The organism is Acinetobacter sp. CFCC 11171 (assembly GCF_003268405.1).
GTDB lineage: Bacteria > Pseudomonadota > Gammaproteobacteria > Pseudomonadales > Moraxellaceae > Acinetobacter > Acinetobacter amyesii.
Map to the genome: position 1 here is coordinate 16,038 of NZ_LQXP01000033.1, position 20,924 is coordinate 36,961.

General features: G+C 39.7%; 19 protein-coding genes and 2 pseudogenes. 10 read left to right on the plus strand and 11 right to left on the minus strand.

The window, feature by feature from the left end; genetic code table 11:
- The first annotated feature begins 130 nt into the window (after nucleotides 1-130).
- Nucleotides 131-421 carry a co-chaperone GroES gene (locus AVJ20_RS13980; protein ID WP_078192966.1) on the plus strand — a complete coding sequence of 97 codons (291 nt, stop codon included), beginning with the start codon at nucleotides 131-133 and terminating at the stop codon, nucleotides 419-421.
- 73 nt (nucleotides 422-494) lie between these two features.
- A complete protein-coding gene (gene groL / locus AVJ20_RS13985; protein ID WP_078192965.1) occupies nucleotides 495-2,129 on the plus strand; it encodes a chaperonin GroEL in 1,635 nt (544 codons plus the stop codon).
- Between the two features lie 427 nt (nucleotides 2,130-2,556).
- On the opposite strand, the gene AVJ20_RS13995 is transcribed toward groL, so the two are convergent.
- The gene (locus AVJ20_RS13995) at nucleotides 2,557-2,931 is read right to left on the minus strand and encodes a hypothetical protein (protein WP_111885656.1); all 375 of its coding nucleotides are present in this window, start codon (nucleotides 2,929-2,931) and stop codon (nucleotides 2,557-2,559) included.
- Nucleotides 2,932-3,443: 512 nt separating this feature from the next.
- On the opposite strand from AVJ20_RS13995, the gene AVJ20_RS18750 reads away from it, so the two are divergent.
- Nucleotides 3,444-5,411, plus strand: coding sequence for a YadA-like family protein (locus AVJ20_RS18750; protein WP_228157218.1), 1,968 nt, complete (start codon nucleotides 3,444-3,446; stop codon nucleotides 5,409-5,411).
- Nucleotides 5,412-5,505: 94 nt separating this feature from the next.
- Here the strand turns inward: AVJ20_RS18750 and AVJ20_RS14005 are convergent, their stop codons facing one another.
- The gene (locus AVJ20_RS14005; RefSeq protein WP_111885657.1) at nucleotides 5,506-5,988 is read right to left on the minus strand and encodes a copper resistance protein NlpE; all 483 of its coding nucleotides are present in this window, start codon (nucleotides 5,986-5,988) and stop codon (nucleotides 5,506-5,508) included.
- A gap of 280 nt (nucleotides 5,989-6,268) precedes the next feature.
- On the opposite strand from AVJ20_RS14005, the gene AVJ20_RS14010 reads away from it, so the two are divergent.
- Nucleotides 6,269-6,847 carry a 1-acyl-sn-glycerol-3-phosphate acyltransferase gene (locus AVJ20_RS14010; protein WP_171319294.1) on the plus strand — a complete coding sequence of 193 codons (579 nt, stop codon included), beginning with the start codon at nucleotides 6,269-6,271 and terminating at the stop codon, nucleotides 6,845-6,847.
- 95 nt (nucleotides 6,848-6,942) lie between these two features.
- On the opposite strand, the gene AVJ20_RS14015 is transcribed toward AVJ20_RS14010, so the two are convergent.
- A complete protein-coding gene (locus AVJ20_RS14015) occupies nucleotides 6,943-7,272 on the minus strand; it encodes a hypothetical protein (RefSeq protein WP_111885658.1) in 330 nt (109 codons plus the stop codon).
- A 190-nt stretch (nucleotides 7,273-7,462) separates the two neighbouring features.
- Nucleotides 7,463-8,200 (minus strand): sulfite exporter TauE/SafE family protein, encoded by a 738-nt coding sequence (locus AVJ20_RS14020; RefSeq protein WP_111885659.1) that lies wholly within the window; start codon nucleotides 8,198-8,200, stop codon nucleotides 7,463-7,465.
- Between the two features lie 199 nt (nucleotides 8,201-8,399).
- Between AVJ20_RS14020 and AVJ20_RS14025 the strand changes: the two genes are divergently transcribed.
- Complete coding sequence (locus AVJ20_RS14025; RefSeq protein WP_111885660.1) at nucleotides 8,400-8,882, plus strand: hypothetical protein; 483 nt, start codon at nucleotides 8,400-8,402, stop codon at nucleotides 8,880-8,882.
- Between the two features lie 59 nt (nucleotides 8,883-8,941).
- Here the strand turns inward: AVJ20_RS14025 and rsmD are convergent, their stop codons facing one another.
- Entirely contained in the window at nucleotides 8,942-9,493 is a 552-nt protein-coding gene (gene rsmD / locus AVJ20_RS14030) for a 16S rRNA (guanine(966)-N(2))-methyltransferase RsmD (RefSeq protein WP_111885661.1), read from the minus strand.
- A 3-nt stretch (nucleotides 9,494-9,496) separates the two neighbouring features.
- On the minus strand, nucleotides 9,497-11,539 hold the full coding sequence (mrdA, locus tag AVJ20_RS14035; protein ID WP_111885662.1) for a penicillin-binding protein 2: 2,043 nt from the start codon (nucleotides 11,537-11,539) through the stop codon (nucleotides 9,497-9,499).
- A 234-nt stretch (nucleotides 11,540-11,773) separates the two neighbouring features.
- Between mrdA and AVJ20_RS14040 the strand changes: the two are divergent.
- From AVJ20_RS14040 to AVJ20_RS14055, 4 genes and pseudogenes are all read left to right on the plus strand, one after another.
- A pseudogene (locus AVJ20_RS14040) lies at nucleotides 11,774-12,291 on the plus strand (hypothetical protein).
- 64 nt (nucleotides 12,292-12,355) lie between these two features.
- Nucleotides 12,356-13,672: a hypothetical protein gene (locus tag AVJ20_RS14045; RefSeq protein WP_111885663.1), complete on the plus strand. Its 1,317-nt coding sequence runs from the start codon at nucleotides 12,356-12,358 to the stop codon at nucleotides 13,670-13,672.
- A gap of 84 nt (nucleotides 13,673-13,756) precedes the next feature.
- Complete coding sequence (adk, locus tag AVJ20_RS14050; protein WP_078189866.1) at nucleotides 13,757-14,416, plus strand: adenylate kinase; 660 nt, start codon at nucleotides 13,757-13,759, stop codon at nucleotides 14,414-14,416.
- A gap of 86 nt (nucleotides 14,417-14,502) precedes the next feature.
- Nucleotides 14,503-14,700 (plus strand): hypothetical protein, encoded by a 198-nt coding sequence (locus AVJ20_RS14055; protein ID WP_111885664.1) that lies wholly within the window; start codon nucleotides 14,503-14,505, stop codon nucleotides 14,698-14,700.
- 56 nt (nucleotides 14,701-14,756) lie between these two features.
- Here AVJ20_RS14055 and nth read toward each other — a convergent pair whose 3' ends face one another.
- Together nth and AVJ20_RS14065 are read right to left on the minus strand one after the other, a co-directional pair.
- On the minus strand, nucleotides 14,757-15,446 hold the full coding sequence (gene nth, locus AVJ20_RS14060) for an endonuclease III (RefSeq protein WP_111885665.1): 690 nt from the start codon (nucleotides 15,444-15,446) through the stop codon (nucleotides 14,757-14,759).
- 2 nt (nucleotides 15,447-15,448) lie between these two features.
- Nucleotides 15,449-16,243: an RnfABCDGE type electron transport complex subunit B gene (locus tag AVJ20_RS14065; protein WP_111885666.1), complete on the minus strand. Its 795-nt coding sequence runs from the start codon at nucleotides 16,241-16,243 to the stop codon at nucleotides 15,449-15,451.
- Nucleotides 16,244-16,573: 330 nt separating this feature from the next.
- Between AVJ20_RS14065 and gdhA the strand changes: the two are divergent.
- Nucleotides 16,574-17,919: pseudogene (gene gdhA / locus AVJ20_RS14070) on the plus strand (NADP-specific glutamate dehydrogenase).
- A 615-nt stretch (nucleotides 17,920-18,534) separates the two neighbouring features.
- Here the strand turns inward: gdhA and AVJ20_RS14075 are convergent.
- From AVJ20_RS14075 to rlmH, 3 genes are all read right to left on the minus strand, one after another.
- Nucleotides 18,535-19,311 carry an META and DUF4377 domain-containing protein gene (locus tag AVJ20_RS14075; protein ID WP_111885667.1) on the minus strand — a complete coding sequence of 259 codons (777 nt, stop codon included), beginning with the start codon at nucleotides 19,309-19,311 and terminating at the stop codon, nucleotides 18,535-18,537.
- 168 nt (nucleotides 19,312-19,479) lie between these two features.
- Nucleotides 19,480-20,256, minus strand: a complete 777-nt coding sequence (locus AVJ20_RS14080) for a dioxygenase (RefSeq protein ID WP_111885668.1) — start codon at nucleotides 20,254-20,256, stop codon at nucleotides 19,480-19,482.
- 136 nt (nucleotides 20,257-20,392) lie between these two features.
- Nucleotides 20,393-20,875: a 23S rRNA (pseudouridine(1915)-N(3))-methyltransferase RlmH gene (gene rlmH, locus AVJ20_RS14085; protein ID WP_111885669.1), complete on the minus strand. Its 483-nt coding sequence runs from the start codon at nucleotides 20,873-20,875 to the stop codon at nucleotides 20,393-20,395.
- Between the last annotated feature and the right edge of the window lie 49 nt (nucleotides 20,876-20,924).

The window sequence follows — 20,924 nt, forward strand, 5'->3', positions numbered from 1 at the left end:
AATTTTGCCCTTGAAGGGTTTTTTTCCATCCCCACAAAAGTGTCATCGAAATTATTTTTTGTCGATGGCTTACGGAAATCAAAATGTCATCGTCTTTTATCTAGTAAATAGACTTAGTCTGGAGTTAACTATGAGCAATATTCGTCCTTTGCATGACAACGTTGTGATTCGCCGTGTTGAAAAGGAAACTAAAACTGCTGGTGGTCTTATTTTAAGTACTTCAGCAGCTGAACAACCTGCTCAAGGCGAAGTAATCGCTGTAGGTAATGGCAAAGTAACTGACAATGGCGTACGTGCATTAGACGTTAAAGTTGGTGACAACGTATTGTTTGGCACTTATGCCGGTACAAAAGTAAAAGTAGCAGGCGAAGAGCTTCTTATTATGAAAGAGTCTGACATTTTAGCGGTACTTGAAGCTTAAGTTTCGTACACACATTTAGACCCTTTTATTCATCATAAATTGTTAAAAATTTTAAAAAGATTCGGAGTTAGACATGTCAGCTAAAGACGTAAAATTTGGTGATTCAGCGCGTTCAAAAATGATCGCGGGTGTAAATGTACTTGCAGATGCTGTAAAAGTGACTTTAGGTCCTAAAGGCCGTAACGTTGTCATCGACCGTTCTTTCGGTGCGCCGCACATCACTAAAGATGGTGTTTCTGTTGCTAAAGAAATCACGTTAAAAGACAAGTTTGAAAACATGGGCGCTCAGCTAGTTCGTGAAGTGTCTTCAAAAACCAACGACATCGCGGGTGACGGTACAACAACTGCAACTGTTCTTGCACAAGCAATCCTTAATGAAGGGATTAAATCAGTAACTGCGGGTATGAACCCAATGGATCTTAAACGCGGTATCGACATCGCGGTTAAAGCTGTAGTTGCTGAAATTAAAGCGACTGCAAAACCTGCATCTGACTCTAAAGCGATTGAACAAGTAGGTTCTATTTCTGCGAACTCTGACACCACTGTTGGTAAACTTATTGCTCAAGCAATGGAAAAAGTTGGTAAAGAGGGTGTAATTACAGTTGAAGAGGGTTCAGGCTTTGAAGATTCTCTAGATGTTGTAGAGGGTATGCAGTTTGACCGTGGTTACATCAGCCCGTACTTTGCAAACAAGCAAGATACACTAACAGCTGAACTTGAAAACCCATACATTCTTCTTGTTGATAAAAAAATCAGCAACATCCGCGAATTAATTGCTGTACTTGAAGCTGTTGCTAAAACAGGTAAACCGCTTCTTATCATTGCTGAAGATGTTGAAGGTGAAGCACTTGCAACTCTTGTTGTAAACAACATGCGTGGCATTATCAAAGTTTGTGCTGTTAAAGCACCTGGTTTTGGTGATCGTCGTAAAGCGATGCTTCAAGACATCGCGATTTTAACTGGCGCGACTGTAGTTTCTGAAGAGGTTGGTATGTCTTTAGACCAAACTACACTTGAGCACTTAGGTACAGCGCATAAAGTTACTGTTTCTAAAGAAAACACAGTAATTGTTGATGGTGCAGGTGTTGCAGAGCAAATTGCTGAACGTGTAACTCAAATTCGTGCTCAAATTGAAGAATCAACTTCAGAATACGACAAAGAAAAACTTCAAGAACGCGTTGCTAAATTGGCAGGTGGTGTTGCTGTAATCAAAATCGGCGCTGCAACTGAAGTTGAAATGAAAGAGAAGAAAGATCGCGTTGACGATGCACTTCATGCAACTCGTGCTGCAGTTGAAGAAGGTGTTGTAGCAGGTGGTGGTGTTGCACTTGTACGTGCTGCAAAAGCACTTGAAGGTGTGTCTGGTGCTAATGATGACCAAAATGTTGGTATCAACATTTTACGTCGTGCAATTGAAGCACCGCTTCGTCAAATCGTTGCAAACTCTGGTGATGAGCCATCAGTTGTAATCAATGCTGTGAAAAACGGTGAAGGTAACTTCGGTTATAACGCTGCGACTTCAGAGTATGGCGATATGTTAGAAATGGGTATTCTTGACCCAGCTAAAGTAACACGTTCTGCGCTTGAGCATGCTGCATCTGTTGCGGGCTTAATGCTTACAACTGAATGTATGATTACTGAAATCCCAGAAGATAAACCTGCTATGCCTGATATGGGCGGTATGGGTGGCATGGGCGGTATGATGTAAGCTAATTACTGCCAAATAAAAAACCCTGCATTTTGCAGGGTTTTTTTTGTGATGTATGTTGTAATTTTGTGTTAATCTGAATAACATGAAGCAAATTAATGTAAAACATATGATCATTTTTATTTTTTATATTGAGAATAAGAAATTGTTATTGATTTGTATGATTTATATATTGGAATATTTAAAATTTTAATTTATGATTTTATCAATATGTTCTTTATAAGAATAGCAATGATAAATCAAGACGGTAAGCGAATAAAATGTATGAATAAACATTCAAAAGTATTCGATCCCAATTGTGAAAAAATTCTCGTGAGTAAAAAAGAGTTACAGATGCTTTATAAGACAATACGTGACTATGAAGAGAGAATTAATTATTACGAAGTTGAAAATAAAAAATATTTAAAATTATTGAATAAAGATACTTCTATCTCTGAATGAATTGGTCAATTAGATCTTTAATGATTTGTTTTTGACTTGCATTCAATGTCCGAAATTTTAAAAAATAATCAAGTTCTGATTGATCATTTGACTCAAGATTGGATGATCCTAATGTATTGTCGCCAAAGCGTAACCATTGGCTAGTGACATTGAGCCAAATAGAAAGAATAGCCAGTTTATCTTGATTTGGAATCGCTTTACCTAATAACCAATTATTTGCCGATTGCACTGAAACAGGAGTGCCATCATATCTATGATTAAACTCTTTTGATAAATAAGTTGGGCTAATAGGGTGATTTGAATCTATTAGTGCCTGTTTCAAGCGTTCACTAAAAGCTAACTTTTCTTGTAGATTACTCATATTTCATTGATTCTGCTTACAATAATTAAGGACTCTTAAGTGTAACAGAATGTTGATAAGAGTTCGGTAAATTTTAATTGTTGATTGTAGGAAATAGCCAAATGAATAACAATCATTTTTCGTCTAATTATTGATAAATAAGAGTAATTTTTTGTAAGGAGGATAAACGATACGTGTTTACGAGCAATCAAATATTGATTGATTAAAGAGTAAAAGTTAAAGGAAATATAATTCTTTAATATTAATTGTATTATATAAAAAATATCAAAAAAAACAATAAATTATAGTATTTTTTGTATAAAAAAAAGAATTGAAGTATTTTTTATTTAAAAATAAATCAAATTTTGATTGATATTAATGTTTCATTTTGTATATTATTGCCACAGAACCGCAGGGGCGGTTGGCTATGAATTGCGGATTCTCCAGACGATAAGTACGCATTCGTAAAAGTTTCGCTGGTAAACATCATCCTAGGGTCTACCAGTCTTTTTATAAAAATTGAAGGAATTTGTATGAAATTTCAGAAATCACTTCTAGCAGCAAGCTTAGCAGTAGCAGCAGTATCAACCGTAAATGCAGCAGTCGTTGTTCAAGAAGCAAAACCTGTTCAAGTGACAGAAAATCTTATAGATGATAAGTTTGTGAACAGTGATAATTTTTTTGTAGATAGTATTACTGGTACCAAAATTGCAAATTCAAACCTAGTATATGCTCCAGTACACAGTGAATTAGCTTCTACTTATAATACTAATACACAAGGTAATAATAGAATTACTTCTGACTATTTACCGACTCTAGAAAATTTAACCAATGGTGCTAATGATTGGGTTGGTATTGATTTAGGTTCAAAGGCAGTTACTGGTGAAGCAGGTAGAACTGATTTTAAATACGACGTATTTAAATATACAAGTAAAGATGGCACTACTGTCTACCGTTTGCAACAAGTTGAATCACAACAATATGTACCTGGTACATTTACGTTAAATGCAAACAATGTATTAGTTGCTAATAATCAAATTAGTGCTGAAGCAATTCAAGATAAATCAATTTGGTCGCTAGAGCGTGGTGGTCAGTTACAAGGTAGTGATTTCACAACTAATACTGGTTATGAAAATAAAGTAATCAATGGTGAGCACGTACTTTACGGTTACCAAGGTCAAACAGGTAAAATTGCTGGTCAAGCACAAGGTAACGTTGTAACACCGACTGCGAATAATCAACCAGTTGAAGCTGTATTCGATGGAGTTAACGGCGTTGTTTCAAATGATCTTCGTTATGTACAGTCGGGTATCATTGCAAATACTGGCGATTACAAAAATGGTATTGACGGTGCAGATCCTTACCTAGATCCAGCAAAAAACATCTATGGTGTAAGTGCTCGTGACAACAATAATGTTGTGATGATGACTGGTAATGGTATTGCTTTAGCTGATTTAAATAGTGGAATATTACAGACTGACGGAAGTGTGCTTGTAAATAGCCGTAGTGGTGAAACTTCAGTATCACAAAAAACACGTAGTTATAACGTTGGTGGTAAAAAATTAGTAGAAGTATATAACGACGTACCAGGTACAGATTTTACTACACAATGGTATGAAGTCGGTGCTAATAATCAGTTAGTTGCATACGCAGGTGCAACTCCAGCAGTCGGTACGCACGATAAAACTGGTACAGCTAACTTCACAACTGGTCTAGTTAACAATGCATCTGTGCATAATACTGTAACAAATAAAAATGTTACTTATAAAGAATCAGTTGTTACGACTAAAGAAGATCGTATTGATGCAAGTGTTACATCTAGTACAGGTGCAGATACAGAAAAATTTGGTAAGCAAAACAGCAGCGAATTAGTTTCTGAAACTAAACAACAAGTTTCAACTGGTGTAATTGGTACTAATGATGACAAATCAAACAAGTACGGTACTGAAGTTAGCAAAACTGTAACTGCTGATGGTAAAACAACAGTTGAGAAAACTACAATTACTGCTGGTGGCATTACAACTACTGGCGTGATCAATGCTGCTGACTATCAAATTGGCGGTGTTAGTATTGTAGATGGTATTAAAACTTCAGTTGATACTGCTGTAGCAGGAGCAACAGAAGCTATCGATGCTAAAGTTGCTGAAGTAGACACTAAAATTGTTGAAGTTGACGCTCGTCTAACTCAGTTCAATACTACTGCTGCTAACTTAAATTCTCGTGTTGATCAATTAAATTCACGTGTTGATGACGTAGAAAAAACTGCTTACCGTGGTGTGGCAATTGCATTAGCTGCTCAACAACAAATTCCTAACATCGGTGCTGGTCAATTCGCAGTATTTGGTGGTGTAGGTCACTATGAAGGTGAGTCTGCTGGTGCTTTAGGTGTTGCAAGCGTATTTGCTGATGGCCGTACTTCACTTAGCGCTGCAATCGGTGTTGCAGGTGGTAGCGAAGTTGGTGGTCGTGTAGGTCTTTCTTATGTATTTGGCGGAAAATAATTAACCCGTTGATACATTTAGATTAAACAAAAAATCCCCGCTTTTGCGGGGATTTTTTATGACTAACATATGACTACAAATGTTAGATAAAACACTAATCAAGCTTTTTGGTGAGTTTAAGATTTACTTCAGGCATTTCTAGTTTTTCACCTTTATTACCACGAAGCTCAATAAAGTTTTCACCTACAAAGTAAATTCGATTGTCGCCCTCGGCATCAAGTTGAATCATTCCAGGTTGATCTGGCAAGAACTTAAAACTGCCTTTCACCTTATTTTCAGTGTTCGTAGGCTTACCTAAAAACTCTTGGCTAAGCTCATAGCTTTTATCGAGTTTGAGTTCAAGCTCAGTTTCAATCCCTTTGCAATCATGGCAAGGCAGAATTCCTTTATATTCACCCGCCCAATCAAGTGCATTTTTGGTGTTATCACCTGTGGCAATCGGACTTTCTGAGGCTGCGTCTGTATTGGCAATGACATTATTATCTGGGGGTGTCGCAGTTTCAGATTCATTGCTGGTTTTTGAACATGCCGTTAAGGTTGCACTGACCATACAGAGAGCGAGCATTAGTTTTTTCATGAGATTTATACACCGTATGTACCCAATATAATGCTAAGCGTGACTTTTATTGCTCAAGAAAAATAGCCTATTCCTGTTAACAATTGTGTGTTTGGTTAATACATCAAAACAGACATTTGATTTTTAAAATTCGTAAATAGTGAAATATTGGTGATTTACCTAAAAGTGAACGCTAAAGGACATTTATATATTAATTGGTGAATAACTGAACGATATAGGCTTTTATAATTATTTTGCGTTGTTAAACTCTGCGGCATAGAAAAAACTGTCGGTGCAAATTGTGTTTGAAAAAACAGCGGAAAAAAGTCTGAACTTAATGGGGTGGCAAATTGATAACCATTGGGATTTAAATATCGACCAATGTGTCATGATTGCAGCGCCACATACCAGTAATTGGGATGCACTTTATGCACGCCTTGCCCTGAAAGCTTTAGGGGTAAATGTTCGTATCACGATTAAAGACAGTTATATGAAATTCCCGTTTGGGCCTTTTGTACGTGCTATGGGCGGAATTGGTATTAATCGTCGTCCAAAACAAGATGGTGAAGCACGTCAAAGTATGGTTGAGCTGATGGCTGACTTATTTAAGCATCATCCGAAATTAGTCATGTTGGTAACGCCTGAAGGGACACGCGCTAAACAAGAGAAGTGGAAAACCGGTTTTTATCATGTTGCTATGCAAGCAGGTGTACCGATTGCTTTAGCTTATATGGACTATGCGCAGAAAAAAACGGGTGTGGGTAAAATTGTTTATCCTACAGGTGATTATGAAAAAGATATGGCGGAAATCATGGGTTTCTATGCGCAAATACATGCCAAATTTCCTGAAAAATTCAGTGTCGATACACGCTATCACTAATCCAACAAACCAATAAAAAAGGACAGCATGGGCTGTCCTTTTTTATGTTTAGATTCTGCTATTTAGATTCTTCTGTTTAGATTTTTATATTGATTTTAATCATTAAAGTCGGGATGGATACCGCCCAGATTTTGACATGCCGCCTTATAAATAATGTATTGCTGGTCAACCACATCGATGAGCGGAATACGAAATAATTTTTCGCCTTCTTTATAGCTATCGATATAAGACACGACTTTTTGTTTGCTTGATGCTAGTTTTTCTTCATGGAAAGTTGTAATCGAGCTATGAGTCATATGTGAACTTTCAATATTATTGCACTGAAAATGTGAGAGTAGTTTTTCAGCTTTTTTAATTTCGCTGGACGTGCCAAACATACAGCCGCTAAGCAGAGTTACACCTGCAAGCAGGATGAACTTTTTCATGGTTTTATTTTAAGCAAAATTATGAGGTGCAATATTCTATTAATTTTCGTCAGAAAAATTAATTACTTTTTTACCATTTGGCTAATTTTTATTTAAATGTGAACTGTGTCATTGTTACAAGATGTGAATGTCTAACTGAGAAGGGGTTTTTCTAGAATGACTTGGATAAATATCTTTCGGTTTTGAGTTATCAGCTTAAGATACTCATCGTCACCAAGAAGCAGCCTGAAGAAAATAATAGCCCTAACACGATATGCTTAAATTGGCGTTCTGAAATGTGATAAAAAAGTTTGGCACCAAAAATCACGGGAAAAGCCATAATCACCAACAGCACAGCTAAATAGGGGAGATGTTCACGATGGATGATTCCTCGTAATAGATAGCTGATAAGTGTGACGAGCTGAATGGCTAAATTGAAATGCCGCAAAATATAGCGTTGTTCTGCTTTGGGTGTATTTTTCAGCATGAGCCATGCAGAGGGTAATGCACCACAAAAGCCTCCAAGACCACCCAAGATTCCAGCAATATATCCGATACAAGAATCCGCCCATTTCCCTGTCTTTTGGATGAATGAAAATTTAGGATTAAAAAATAAAATTGGGCACCAAAACATTAAAAAAGCGCCCAAAACCAATTTAAATGTATCTGGATTAATGCTGTCTAATAAATAGGTACCTAGCGGCACACCTAAAATTCCTGCAATTAAATAGGTATAAATGATTTTTTTATTGATCGGAATGCTTTTACGTTCTGATGATAATGAAATGAAGTGGCTATAAACTGAAGCGCAGACCACCAAGGGTGCGGCTATTTGTGGGGGGAGTATCCAAACCCAAAATGACATTGCGATAAGGGCGAATGCAAACCCTGTTAATCCTTGTACGAATCCCGCAAAGATGGCACCAAGAATAAAAATCAGCCAAGTCATTAAATTACAGCTTTGTAATACGTGGCACTATTGTAGTGAATTTTTCTATATAAATGTGGCTGACTGAGCAAATGTAGCAAAATTGGATGTCAAACCATGAATAAAACATGAATGTTTAAATACAGCATATGTACACAGACTTCCGATTGAATTCATTTCGATAATTGAAAATGCTCTTCATCAAAGACGAGTGCTACACATGCTTAAACAAGTTGCTTTGCTATCTGTAGTTGCAGTTACATGTACAGGGTGTGTCGTGGCGCCATTTGATGATGGCCGATACCAATCGAATCGATACGGTTATGCAAATCAATATGGTTATTCAGGTCAATATGGTGGTTCATACGGACAGAGCTATGACTCAAGTCAGCGTTATGACCGTTCATATGGTCGAATGAATAGCCCGCAACATCGACCAAACTCACCACGACCGAATTCGAATAACCGTCCAGACAATATATATAAACCAAATGCGCATAACCCGAATGTACAGAATCCTTCATCTCAGCATCCGTCAAATGTGCATCGTCCAAGCTCAAAGCCTCAGACTTCGGCTAAACCTAATACAAGTAAACCTCAGCAGCAAAAACCGCAGCAACAACGTCCTAAAGTAACGCCCGTAGATAAAGCTAAAAACACGGGTGGATTTAACAGCCAACGTCCACTTCGACCACAGGTTTAATGATTTTCAAGCAATAAAAAAGGACGCGTTGGCGTCCTTTCTTATTGTCTGCATTTGCATTAAGCCTTTTTATATAAGCCTGCACGCACCCTTCCAGCTTTGGTTTGTTTAATTTGCTGCCAAGTGCTCGGGAGTTTTAACTGAGCAAGATCACGGTCAGCTTCGATATAAATTAAACCATTGTCTGCAATGCACGGATCGACCAACTCAGCAAGTTGTTGCCATAAATCAAGACTATAAGGGGGATCTAAGAAAATCAGATCAAATTGGTCTTTCAAGTTAGGGATGGCTTGTTGAGCTGTCAAGTTTTTGAGTTGCACACGTTGTTTACTCACCTTTAAGAGTTCTAAATTGTCCATGAGAAACTTCGCTTGGATGCGATCAGGTTCAATTAAAACGGCTTCTGCTGCACCACGTGAAAGAGCTTCGAACGACAAAGCACCTGAACCAGTACACAGGTCGAGAACTTTGGCATTTTGAACATCCCACATGAGCCAGTTAAATAATGTCTCGCGGACACGGTCAGGTGTAGGGCGTAAACCGTCAATACTGGCAAAAGGCAGTTGACGGCGTTTCCATTCACCCCCAATGATTCTTAATTGATTTTTCATGAATTATTCCTCATCAGTTGCATGTGCGGCACTGGCAGCACGAGGTTGGGCATTTGCAGTATTTGGTTGTTGAGTGGCACTGTTGTTCTGCTGTGCAGTTGGGCTTGCATTTGGATCGGCAGATAAAATATTCGAGCCGCTTGGTAATTCACTCGGTTTTAGACCTGCAGTCATGAGACCACCGCTAATTTGATGGCCTGCAGGACGAATTGGATTCTTTTTACGTGTTAATAACCAATAGTCAAACATTGGTTTCGCAATTTGAGCAGCAGAACCACCGTGACGACCATTTTCCCAAACGACGGCAATCGCAATTTCAGGTTTTTCCGCAGGGGCAAAACCAACAAATAAACCATGGTCAAGTTGACGCTCTGTCAATAAGGACTCGTTATAGCGTTTACCTTGGGCAATACTTTTAACCTGTGCAGTCCCTGTTTTACCTGCGATTTGATACATTGGGGTGCGAATACCACGACCGGTCCCTGTTTGAACCACATCAATCATGGCATCACGCATTTTGATCCAATCATCTGGCTTACCATTAAATTGAATGCGACCATTCGGGGCGTTATGGACTTTGTGGACTTTAGCACCTTTACTTTCACGCAAAACGTGAGGTGTAACATGAGAGCCTTGATTGGCAGTAATGGCAGTTGCCATCGCCAGTTGTAATGGTGTTGCTGTAAATGCACCTTGACCAATACTGACAGAAATGGTTTCACCTTTAAGCCAGTTGGACTTCCGTGTGCGGAGCTTCCATTCAGGATTTGGATATAGCCCCGTACTTTCACTTGGTAAATCTACACCGGTTTTTTCACCGAAACCAAACTGACGCATCCAAGTATTCATTTTTTCAATGCCCATGCGATAGGACAAGACATAGAAGTAGGTATCGCAGGAAATGACTTGAGCTTTGTGTAAATTAACTGAGCCATGACCAGTTTTTTTGTGGTCACGGAAACGATGGCTGTCACCCGGAAGCGTGAAATAGCCCGGATCTGAAATGGCAGTACTCCAATCCACTAGACCATAATGAATACCACCTAGACCAAACATTGGCTTAATCGTTGAACCCGGTGGATAAGCCCCTTGCACGGCACGGTTATATAATGGCTGATCGAGGCTATCACGCAGTTCAGAATAATCTTTGCTGCTAATCCCGGTAACAAATAAGTTAGGATTAAAACTTGGACTAGAAGCGAGAGCAAGAATTTCTCCAGTACGTGGGTCAATCGCAACAATTGCACCACGTCGACCTGCAAGCTGCTCTGACGCGACCGTTTGCAGTCCATAATCTAGGGATAAATATAAGTCATTACCACGAATCGGATCTTTACGACCTAGATGTCGTAACACATTACCAAAGGCATCGGCTTCAACCGACTCATTTCCCGGCATACCATGTAAAAGTTGTTCGTATGATTTTTCAACGCCAATTTTACCGATCAGGTTTGAGCCAGCGTATAAATCTTTATCAATCGTTTTTAGTTCTTTGTCATTAATACGACCTACGTAGCCAATCACATGGGCAAACAGTTCACCATGTGGATAGTAGCGAGTCATTTGGGTCTCTATATTGACACCCGGGAATTGATATTTCACCTCACTAAAACGGGCGATATCATTTTCATTTAAATTCAGTTTAATCGAAACGCGTTCAGTCTTTTTAGAGGTTTTAATCCGACTTTTGAAACGTTCGATGTCTTCATCAGTTAGTTCTAACAGAGGCGTTAGGCGCTCTACCGTATCATCAATGTCTTCAACATCCGCACGGCTCATGGTTGCTGAGAAAACCGGATAATTATCCGCTAATAACACACCATTACGGTCATAGATATAACCACGTGAGGGCGCAAGCGGTTGCAATCGAATTCGGTTTTGATCGGCAGCAGTCGAAAAGGTCTCATAACTTTTTATTTGCAAATATGCATATCGTGCCACAAGCAACAGCATAAAGAAGGAGACAATCCCTATCGAAATCACCACGCGATTACGATAAATCCGCTTTTCTTGCTGGACATTTTTTAAAGGATAATGCTGCTTCATACGCGATCGACTTAAAGACTGAGAGCTAAAATAACGGAAGAGGCATATTCTAGCGCAACTGACATTTTTTTGATAAATAAAAAAGACTCTGCTGTGATTGCAGTCTATATTTTGACTTTGCAGACATGAAAAATATGGGGCTTTGTGTATAACAGTTCATATTATTCTGCTAAAGTCGAAACGTATAAAAAAGGAATATTCCAAAAAATAATACTAAGGAAGTTTGTGAAAACAATGAATAAATTATATCCATTGCTTGCATTTATGATGCTCGGAAGCATCGCACATGCCAATGACAATTCATTTTTACCTGAGGCAAAGTTAACAGGTAAGGGTTATCAACCATGGAATGTTGGAGCAGGTTTTACTCAAAAATTATTCACGTGAATGGTGAGTGGGTAAACCCATATGGCATTGCCTATGCAAAAGCTGGTGTTTTCTTGAACGATGATAAAACACCTGGTGGGCAAGTCGGCTTTCGTTACCCCGTTCATTTCACTGGCAAAGATAAAAATGGTTATTATATCGGAGCTTATGCGGGCCACATCGACTCCAAGAAAGTAGATGGTGAAGATGAAGCGCGTTTAGGTGGTGGTATCGATCTTGCTTATGTGATGTTGAGTGCCGAGCGTATTAGTACGTTTAGTGTAGGCTTGGGTGCGGGTGAAAAATTAGAAGACAAATCAGGTAATGTGATTGTGGAAACCGAACCGAGACTACAAATCTCATATACTTTAAGTTTCGGTTTGTAGTGAAAATAATCAACTTTATTTTATAACCGCACTCACTGAATAAAATTAAATATGGAAGTTATGCATGCTTGAGTACGTTAACGAATTGTGGCAAACCTTTTTGCAACGTCCCGATTTTTGGGCTGTGCTGAGTATTATCCCCGTTACCGCATTCGTTACCTGGGCACACGTTTGGATGGCACTGAAAATGGTGTTTTACCCGATTAATTTCTGGGGATTCCATTTAGGTCCATTACCCGTGGGATGGCAGGGGATTGTGCCAAGAAAAGCTGGACGTATTTCTGGCATTATTACTGATAATACATTGTCTAAATTGGGTTCCTTGCGTGAGTTTTTGGATGCAATGGATCCTGAGGACATGGCGCGCATCATTGGTGAACAAGTTGGCTTTGAGCTTGAACATTTGATTGATGAAGTCATGCTAGACCGAAATGCGGTGCTTTGGGAAAACCTACCGTATTCGATTAAACGTCGTATTTATGCCCAAGCACACAAACAGCTGCCAAATACCTTAAAAGAACTCGTGACCGAACTGACCATGAACGTAGAGTCACTTGTTGATATGCGTGAAATGGTGGTGAGCCAAATGGAAGCGGATCGTCTCTTGATGGTGCGTATGTTCCTTAAAGTTGGCCAAAAAGAAATCAACTTTATTTGGCATATCAGTGCCTTGATTGGGATGTTCTTTGGTATCTTCCAGATGATCGTTTGGTTTGTGGTGCCTTGGCATTGGACGGTTCCATTTTGGGCAGCAATCTGGGGGTTTTTGACCAACTGGATTGCCATCTGGATGGTATTTAATCCCATTGAGCCGCACCCCCTTAAGTATTTACAATTATTTGAATTAACTAAAGATCGTAAATTTCCTTGGATTAAACCTGTGATTCCACGTATTGGAACGTACAATGTTCAAGGTGCGTTTATGAAACGCCAAGAAGAAGTTTCGGATGTATTCGCAAGTGTAGTCACAGAAGACCTAATTACGTTAAAATCCATCATGACCGAAATGATGTATGGCGGGAAGAAAGATAAGACCCGTCGCATTGTGAAACGTCATATTAATGAAATTATGGAATCTCCACTGGTTCGTACCTCATTACAGTTGTCTTTAGGTCCAAAAGAGTACGCAAAACTCAAGACAGACTTGATCGATCGCTCAATTGAAATTACGATGGTGCCTGTATGCGACCCTGCGTTTAATGCGAGCCGTGCACAGAAAATCTTTCAAATGTTTAGAGACCGTATTCGTGAGCTAACACCGAAAGAATTTCAAAATCTATTACGTCCTGCATTTCAGGAAGACGAATGGATTTTAATTGTCTTGGGTGGTGTAACCGGTTTTATCGCGGGTACAATACATTTGTTTGTGGCTTTCTTATAATTAGATGCTGGAAGATGATCTGAATCTTGGGTTTAGATCACTACATAGCGTCATATACAATGTTTAAAATGAGGATGTTTTTTTATGCGCATTATATTACTCGGACCACCTGGAGCAGGTAAAGGGACACAAGCTCAGTTGATCTGTAAGCGCTACGATATCCCACAAATTTCAACCGGTGATATGCTCCGTGCTGCGATTCGTGAAGGTACTGAATTAGGTCTACAAGCTAAAAGCGTCATGGATAATGGCGGCCTTGTATCTGATGAGCTTATTATTGGTCTTGTAAAAGAACGCATTGCTCAACCTGACTGTGTCAACGGCTGCATTTTCGACGGTTTCCCGCGTACGATTCCACAAGCTGAAGCGCTTGAAAACGAAGGTATCAGCATCGATCACGTAATTGAAATCGATGTACCTGACGAAGAAATCGTTCAACGTTTATCTGGTCGTCGTCAACACCCTGCATCTGGTCGTGTATATCACACCGTTTACAACCCACCAAAAGTGGAAGGTAAAGATGACGAAACTGGTGAAGATCTTGTTCAACGTCCGGATGACCAAGAAGCAACAATTCGTAAGCGTTTAGGTTCTTACCACGCTGAAACTGAGCAATTGGTTGGTTTCTACCAAGGTCGTGCAGCTTCTGGCGAAAACGCACCGACTTATGACAAATTAAATGGTCTTCGTCCAATCGATCAAGTTCAAACTGATTTGTTCGCGATTTTAGATCAGTCTAAATAATTCAACTTTTTTGAATTTTTGACAATCAAAGAGTCCTACTGCATAGTGGGGCTCTTTTTTTATGTGGCTTTTAGGGCGAATCTGTTATGAAATTTGCTTTGGTTATAATGGTCATCATCGCTGTGGCGGTGTTATTGGGCTTATTATTTGTCAGCTTTAAAATGTTGCGTAAGGTTCAAGTGGAAGAAGTAGAGCAAGCTAAACTGAACCCGAAGCAATATCGCTTACATCCAAAGCTGCAGCAAGAGCTTAATAAAAAACACAAAAAACAAGATAAAAATTAAGCATCGACTCGATAAATTAATTCTTACAAATTTCATCAACTCCCAAATTGAAGAGATTAATCCTCAATTTGGGTGGTTTTAATCGGTCTTAATGCGCCAAAGTCAAAACGGTCAGGCCAATTACATACATCAGACACGATACATTCATCACATTTGGGTTTGCGGGCAATGCAGCAATAGCGTCCATGTAAAATCAGCCAATGATGTGAATCAACAATAAACTCTTTGGGGATGACTTTGACGAGTCGGTGTTCGACTTCCAAAACATTTTTGCCGACAGCCAATCCTGTACGATTACCTAAACGAAAAATATGCGTATCAACGGCCATGGTCGGTTGTCCAAAAGCAGTATTCAGCACCACATTTGCAGTTTTACGACCGACGCCAGGTAAGGCTTCCAAATCTGCACGATTATTCGGAACGATGCTGTTGTGCTTCTCAATGAGCATCTTGCAGGCTTTAATGACATTTTCCGCTTTTGAGTTATACAGGCCAATGGTCTTGATATATTCCTTCAGTCCGTCAACACCTAACGCATAAATAGTTTCAGGAGTATTTGCTACTGGAAAAAGCTTGTCTGTGGCTTTGTTGACACTGACATCTGTGGCCTGGGCCGATAGGGTAACAGCCACCAAAAGTTCAAATGGACTACTATAATTGAGTTCGGTTTTCGGGTTGGGGCGTTGCTCACGTAAGCGTTCAAAAAAAGTTTGAATTTGCTTCTTAGTCATGTTTTTAACAGCCATGATTAAGCCCCTTGCAGTTGTGTTAATTGTTGCGTGAGCGTATGGAGTAACTCACGTTTTTTTGCATCGTCTCGAACACTCAGTTGTTTTTCTAATTTCTTAATTTGTGTTCGAATTTTAGCAAGTTTAATGGTGGTTTTTGCATCGAGTTGAACGACTGGCGTAGCAGGTTTTTCCACGACTTCAATGACCGGTACCGAGTCTGTCTGGGTCGAAAATTGGGCAAAAAGTTCCGTGTCAATTTCAGCACGTACGACTGGGCCTTTACGATGAATTCTGCGCTTTTCCTCACGTTGAATATGTGCATAGTAGCGGCGACGTAAATCATTCTGTTCTGCGATTCGAGCGGCTTCAGATGGCACTTGATCAAGCTCTTCGACAAGGTCGATACAATCCACTGGACAAGGTGGAATGCAGAGTTCGCAGCCCGTACATAAATCCGTCAAGACGGTATGCATCAATTTGCCTGAGCCAATAATGGCATCAACAGGGCAGGCACTAATACATTTGGTACAACCAATACATTCATCCTCACGAATCACAGCTTTAACCCGTTGCGGGCGTCCATCACTTTGGATTGGCCAAACGCTGGCTTCTGCTGTTAAGTGTGGACGATTTAATAACGCTGCTAGTGAATCTGCCACAGGTTGACCACCGGGTATACATTTATTGGCTTCTTCTCCTTCACTGATGGCTTTGGCATAGGGTAAGCAGCCGTCTCGGTGTCCACAAAGTCCACATTGAGTTTGTGGCAATAGGGCATCAATTTGTTGGATGAGGGAAATTTCAGAAGTCATGGGTAGTCGCGAGTACAAATGAAGGCAGAGAAAAACCAAAGAGGACGTTGAATTCTAGCATGTTTCAGTATGAATTGCTGTGCGCAAAAATGGGTCTATAGATGCATCATAAATGAGCAAAATAATTCATTAAAATATTCCTAAAAGTAATAATATTTATAACTAAAATATCTGAGTAATCAATTTAAATCGCTGTTCTTTAAAGAATTTAAAGATTTTTTAAAAAAACTATTGCTGATTAGTTACAAAAGATATTTAATATTTTGCGCCAAAATATATCTTTGATCAAAATTGTGATCAATTTTGATCCATACATCTGCTGAGGATTAAGTGTTGAAATATAACAGCCTTAACGACTTCCTAGACTACGTTAAAACACGTGATGAACATCAACCTGAATTTCTTCAAGCTGTTGAAGAAGTGATGACGAGCCTTTGGCCATTCATCGAAAAGAACCCACAATATGCTGACTACGGTTTGCTAGAACGTCTTGTTGAGCCTGAGCGTGCAATTCAGTTCCGTGTTTCATGGGTAGATGACAAAGGTCAAACTCAAGTTAACCGTGCTTTCCGTGTTCAATACAACTCAGCAATTGGTCCATTCAAAGGTGGTATGCGTTTCCACCCATCAGTGAACCTTTCAATTCTTAAATTCTTAGGTTTTGAACAAACTTTCAAAAATGCTTTAACTACACTTCCTATGGGTGGTGGTAAAGGTGGTTCAGATTTTGACCCTAAAGGTAAATCTGAAGGCGAAATCATGCGTTTCTGCCAAGCATTAATGATCGAATTATACCGTCATCTTGGTTCTAACACTGACATCCCTGCGGGTGACATCGGTGTAGGTGGCCGTGAAGTTGGCTACATGGCTGGTATGATGAAAAAATTAAGCAATGACACAGCATGTGTGTTCACTGGTAAAGGTTTAACTTTCGGTGGTTCACTTGCGCGTCCTGAAGCAACTGGTTACGGTACTGTGTATTTCGCTGAGGAAATGCTAAAAACTCGTGGCGATAGCTTTAAAGATAAAGTTGTAACGATTTCGGGTTCTGGTAACGTTGCACAATACGCTGCTGAAAAAGCAATGTACTTAGGTGCGAAAGTGGTTTCACTTTCTGACTCAGCTGGTACTGTATACGTGAAAGACGGTTTCACAACTGAACTTCTTGCTGAAGTAATGGAATTGAAAAACGTTAAGCGTGGCCGTATTTCTGAATTTGCATCTAAGCACGGTTTTGAATATTTAGAAGGTCAACGCCCTTGGTCAATCAAATGTGATATCGCACTGCCATGTGCAACTCAAAATGAATTAGATGAAGCTGATGCTGAAGCTCTTCTTGCTAATGGCGTAATCTGTGTTGCTGAAGGCGCAAACATGCCATCTACTTTGGCTGCAGTTGAGAAATTCGTTGAAGCGAAAATTCTTTATGCACCAGGTAAAGCTTCAAATGCAGGTGGTGTTGCAACTTCTGGTCTTGAAATGTCTCAAAACGCAATTCGTTTGGGTTGGACTTTCGAAGAAGTTGACGAGCGTCTACACGCGATCATGAAAGAAATTCACCGCAACTGCGTGAAATACGGTACTGAAGAAGATGGTACTGTGAACTATGTAAACGGTGCGAACATTGCAGGCTTCGTAAAAGTGCTGACGCAATGCTTGCTCAAGGCGTTTACTAAGTTCTCCGTAAGTTGAACTGAAAACCGAGGCTCAAGCCTCGGTTTTTTTATGGCTTAATGGTTTGGAATATATTGCATTGTTAATTAGTGCTCATCAGGGTAAGTTGGATTTCGCTATCCATAACACTGAAGTGAAAATTTAAGGGTTGGTCGAGCAAACGTTTAAAAATGAAGCCCTGACCGATGTAACTGTGTGCTGAACTTCAGTGTACTCCCTACATCTCCTATAAAACGCAAAGTATGCTTTTCTACATCATAATTGTGGCCAATGTAATTACAGCCGCTAAGAATGTCATACTGCCATCGTTAATTTGAGTGTGGTTTGGGGGGGAGAACGTTATTCTCTACGAGGACCCACGTCTATTGAGTTAATTGTTCTGCTTCAAAATCGCGTCAATGGGTAATTCGCTGTATGCTTAAAAATATCTGTCTGTTGATTGCGATTCGTCAGGATGAATTCAGTAATTTGCAAGAAGGAGCTTTAGATTAACATCGTTAAAGCGTTGGCTGAACAGTACATCGTGATTTCAATACTATGCATATCCAATCAGCGTTTGCGGTTGTGTAGATATAAAAAAACCGAGGCGATGACCTCGGTTTTTTATCGGCTGTAACTTACAACGTACCTTTTACGGCTTCACGTTCGACTGACATATCAAAAATATAGGCATATTTTGATTGGTCAGCAGCAGGGTTTTTACGTTCAAAACGTTTTACGCGAATAATTTGGCGTTCTGCAGGAGTGTGCTTAAAGCCTTCAATTTGATCGTAAAATAAGGTCCAGTCTTTATCAACTTGTGTTTTTAGGCCTTTTTCATCGTACTTCACTTCACGTACTTGCAAACAAGTTTGTGGAGCAACGCCTGTACATTGTTTCGTTTCAGGGCTGACTTCAAGGAAAATCGTTTCGCCTTGTGAATTATATTGGGTTTCAGGTGTTAATTTTCCAGTGAACACCAGTTTCTCACCTGTTGCAGAGATAATGGTTAACGTTGGATTTTGTGGATCTGTGGTATTTAAAACAAAAGGTGCTTTACGGTCACTAAAGAGTGAAGATGCAAGTCCTTCTTGTTTCATCGCATGATCAGGACACGCCATCATGGTAGATGCAATGTTACCTGTTACAAGTGTATTGTGTTCCACTTTCCATTGGGTTGACATGCTATTACAGCTGGTTGAAATACCCAAAGTGCCATTTTCTAGAAAATTTAAAACCAAAGGTTTTGGTGCATTTTCAGTGGAGGTGCTCCATTGATATGAAGCTAAAGTTTTATCAGCATTTTGTTGTTGTAATACGCTCACGGCTAAATCTCCAGCTTTTTGGATATCGCTTGATTGACATGCTGCAAGGGCTAAAGGGAAGAGGGCAATTGCTAAATATTTTAATTTCATTACGCTAACTGTTCTAAGTGAATTTCAGCCTGTAGCATAACCCATTCATTTTAAAAAAATATGAATACATTCAGCTCAAATAAGTAGCAAAATGTATCCATAAATAATAATTTGTTAACTTATTAATATAAATTATGAATAAGTCAAGCTATCAAGTTTATTTCACGCTTAATCAAAACGATAAATATCCATACCGAGCGAACCCATACTAAAGCTACTGTGAACGATAGAGAAACGGAGGCCTGTACCCATCGCAAAGAAGATGGGTGCAAAGTGTTCTATCGTTGGGTGGTTGCGTTGCACAAATGGGATATTTTGCCAATCGAGAACTGCATCAAAATCTTGATGAGTGAGCTTATTGACCACAAAATTACGGAATGTAGACGCCCATTCAGGCACGGCTGCTGCACGTCCATCCCAAGCCAATTCACGTAAGTTATGAGTAATACTGCCCGATCCAATCAACAGGATTTGCTTGTCACGTAAAGGTGCAAGCGTTTGTCCAATTTTATAGATCTCTTGCGCAGACATGGTCATCGGCAGTGATATTTCAATTACAGGAATGTCGGCATCAGGATACATATGCAATAACGGCATCCAAACGCCATGATCGCGTGGACGAGTGCTGTTGGCATGTGCCGATAATCCTGCATTGGCAAGCAAATGAAGGATTTCTTCTGCAAGCTCTGGGTTACCCGGTGCTGGATAACGAATATCATAAAGTTCCGCTGGGAAACCACGGAAGTCATGCCAAGTTTCAGGACGGGCACTTGTACTTACTTCTAGTGCGTTACTTTCCCAATGCGCGGACATAATAATAATGGCTTCCGGCTTTGGAAGATTCAGGCTTAAACGTTCCAACGCAGGACCGACTTGCTCAGGATTGATGGCAAGCATAGGTGAGCCATGGGAAATAAATAAACCTGGAAGTGTTTGTAAATTCATCGCGGTCGCCGTTGGTTGTTTAAAGGAATATGATGATCATGCACTAAATTATTCAGCGTAACAATTCGGATAATTTCAACGGTTTGTTTCATTGTTGCAACGCTGTACTTGCTGTAGATACTGGAGTCAGTTCGGATTAACCCGCACGATGGTAAGGGTGATTATGGTTAATACTCATTGCACGGTATAGCTGTTCGATGAGCATGACACGAACCATAGGATGCGGCAAAGTCAGTTTAGACAAAGACCAATGCCATGCTGCTGCTTTACGTACTGCTTCAGAATGTCCATCTGGCCCACCAATGGCTAAAACCACATCATTGCCTTCAAGCATCCAGCTTTTCATGGTTTCAGCCAGTTTTTCGGTACTAAACTCACGACCACCGACTTCTAAGGCGATCAGCACTTCATTCGATTTCATGGCATTTAAAATGCTGTCACCTTCAATTTGACGGTATTTTAAAATGTCGGCTTCTGAGTCGTTCTTGCCACGTTTAGCCATAGGCAGTTCAATAATTTGCGTTTGAACAAATGGCTGAATACGTTTGAAATAATCTTCAAAACCCGTCAGAACCCATGCTGGCATTTTTTGACCGATTGTCAGAATACGAATTTTCATACAGCGCCTGAAAGTATACAAAAGAGCATTATAACGGTTCGCTTGCACT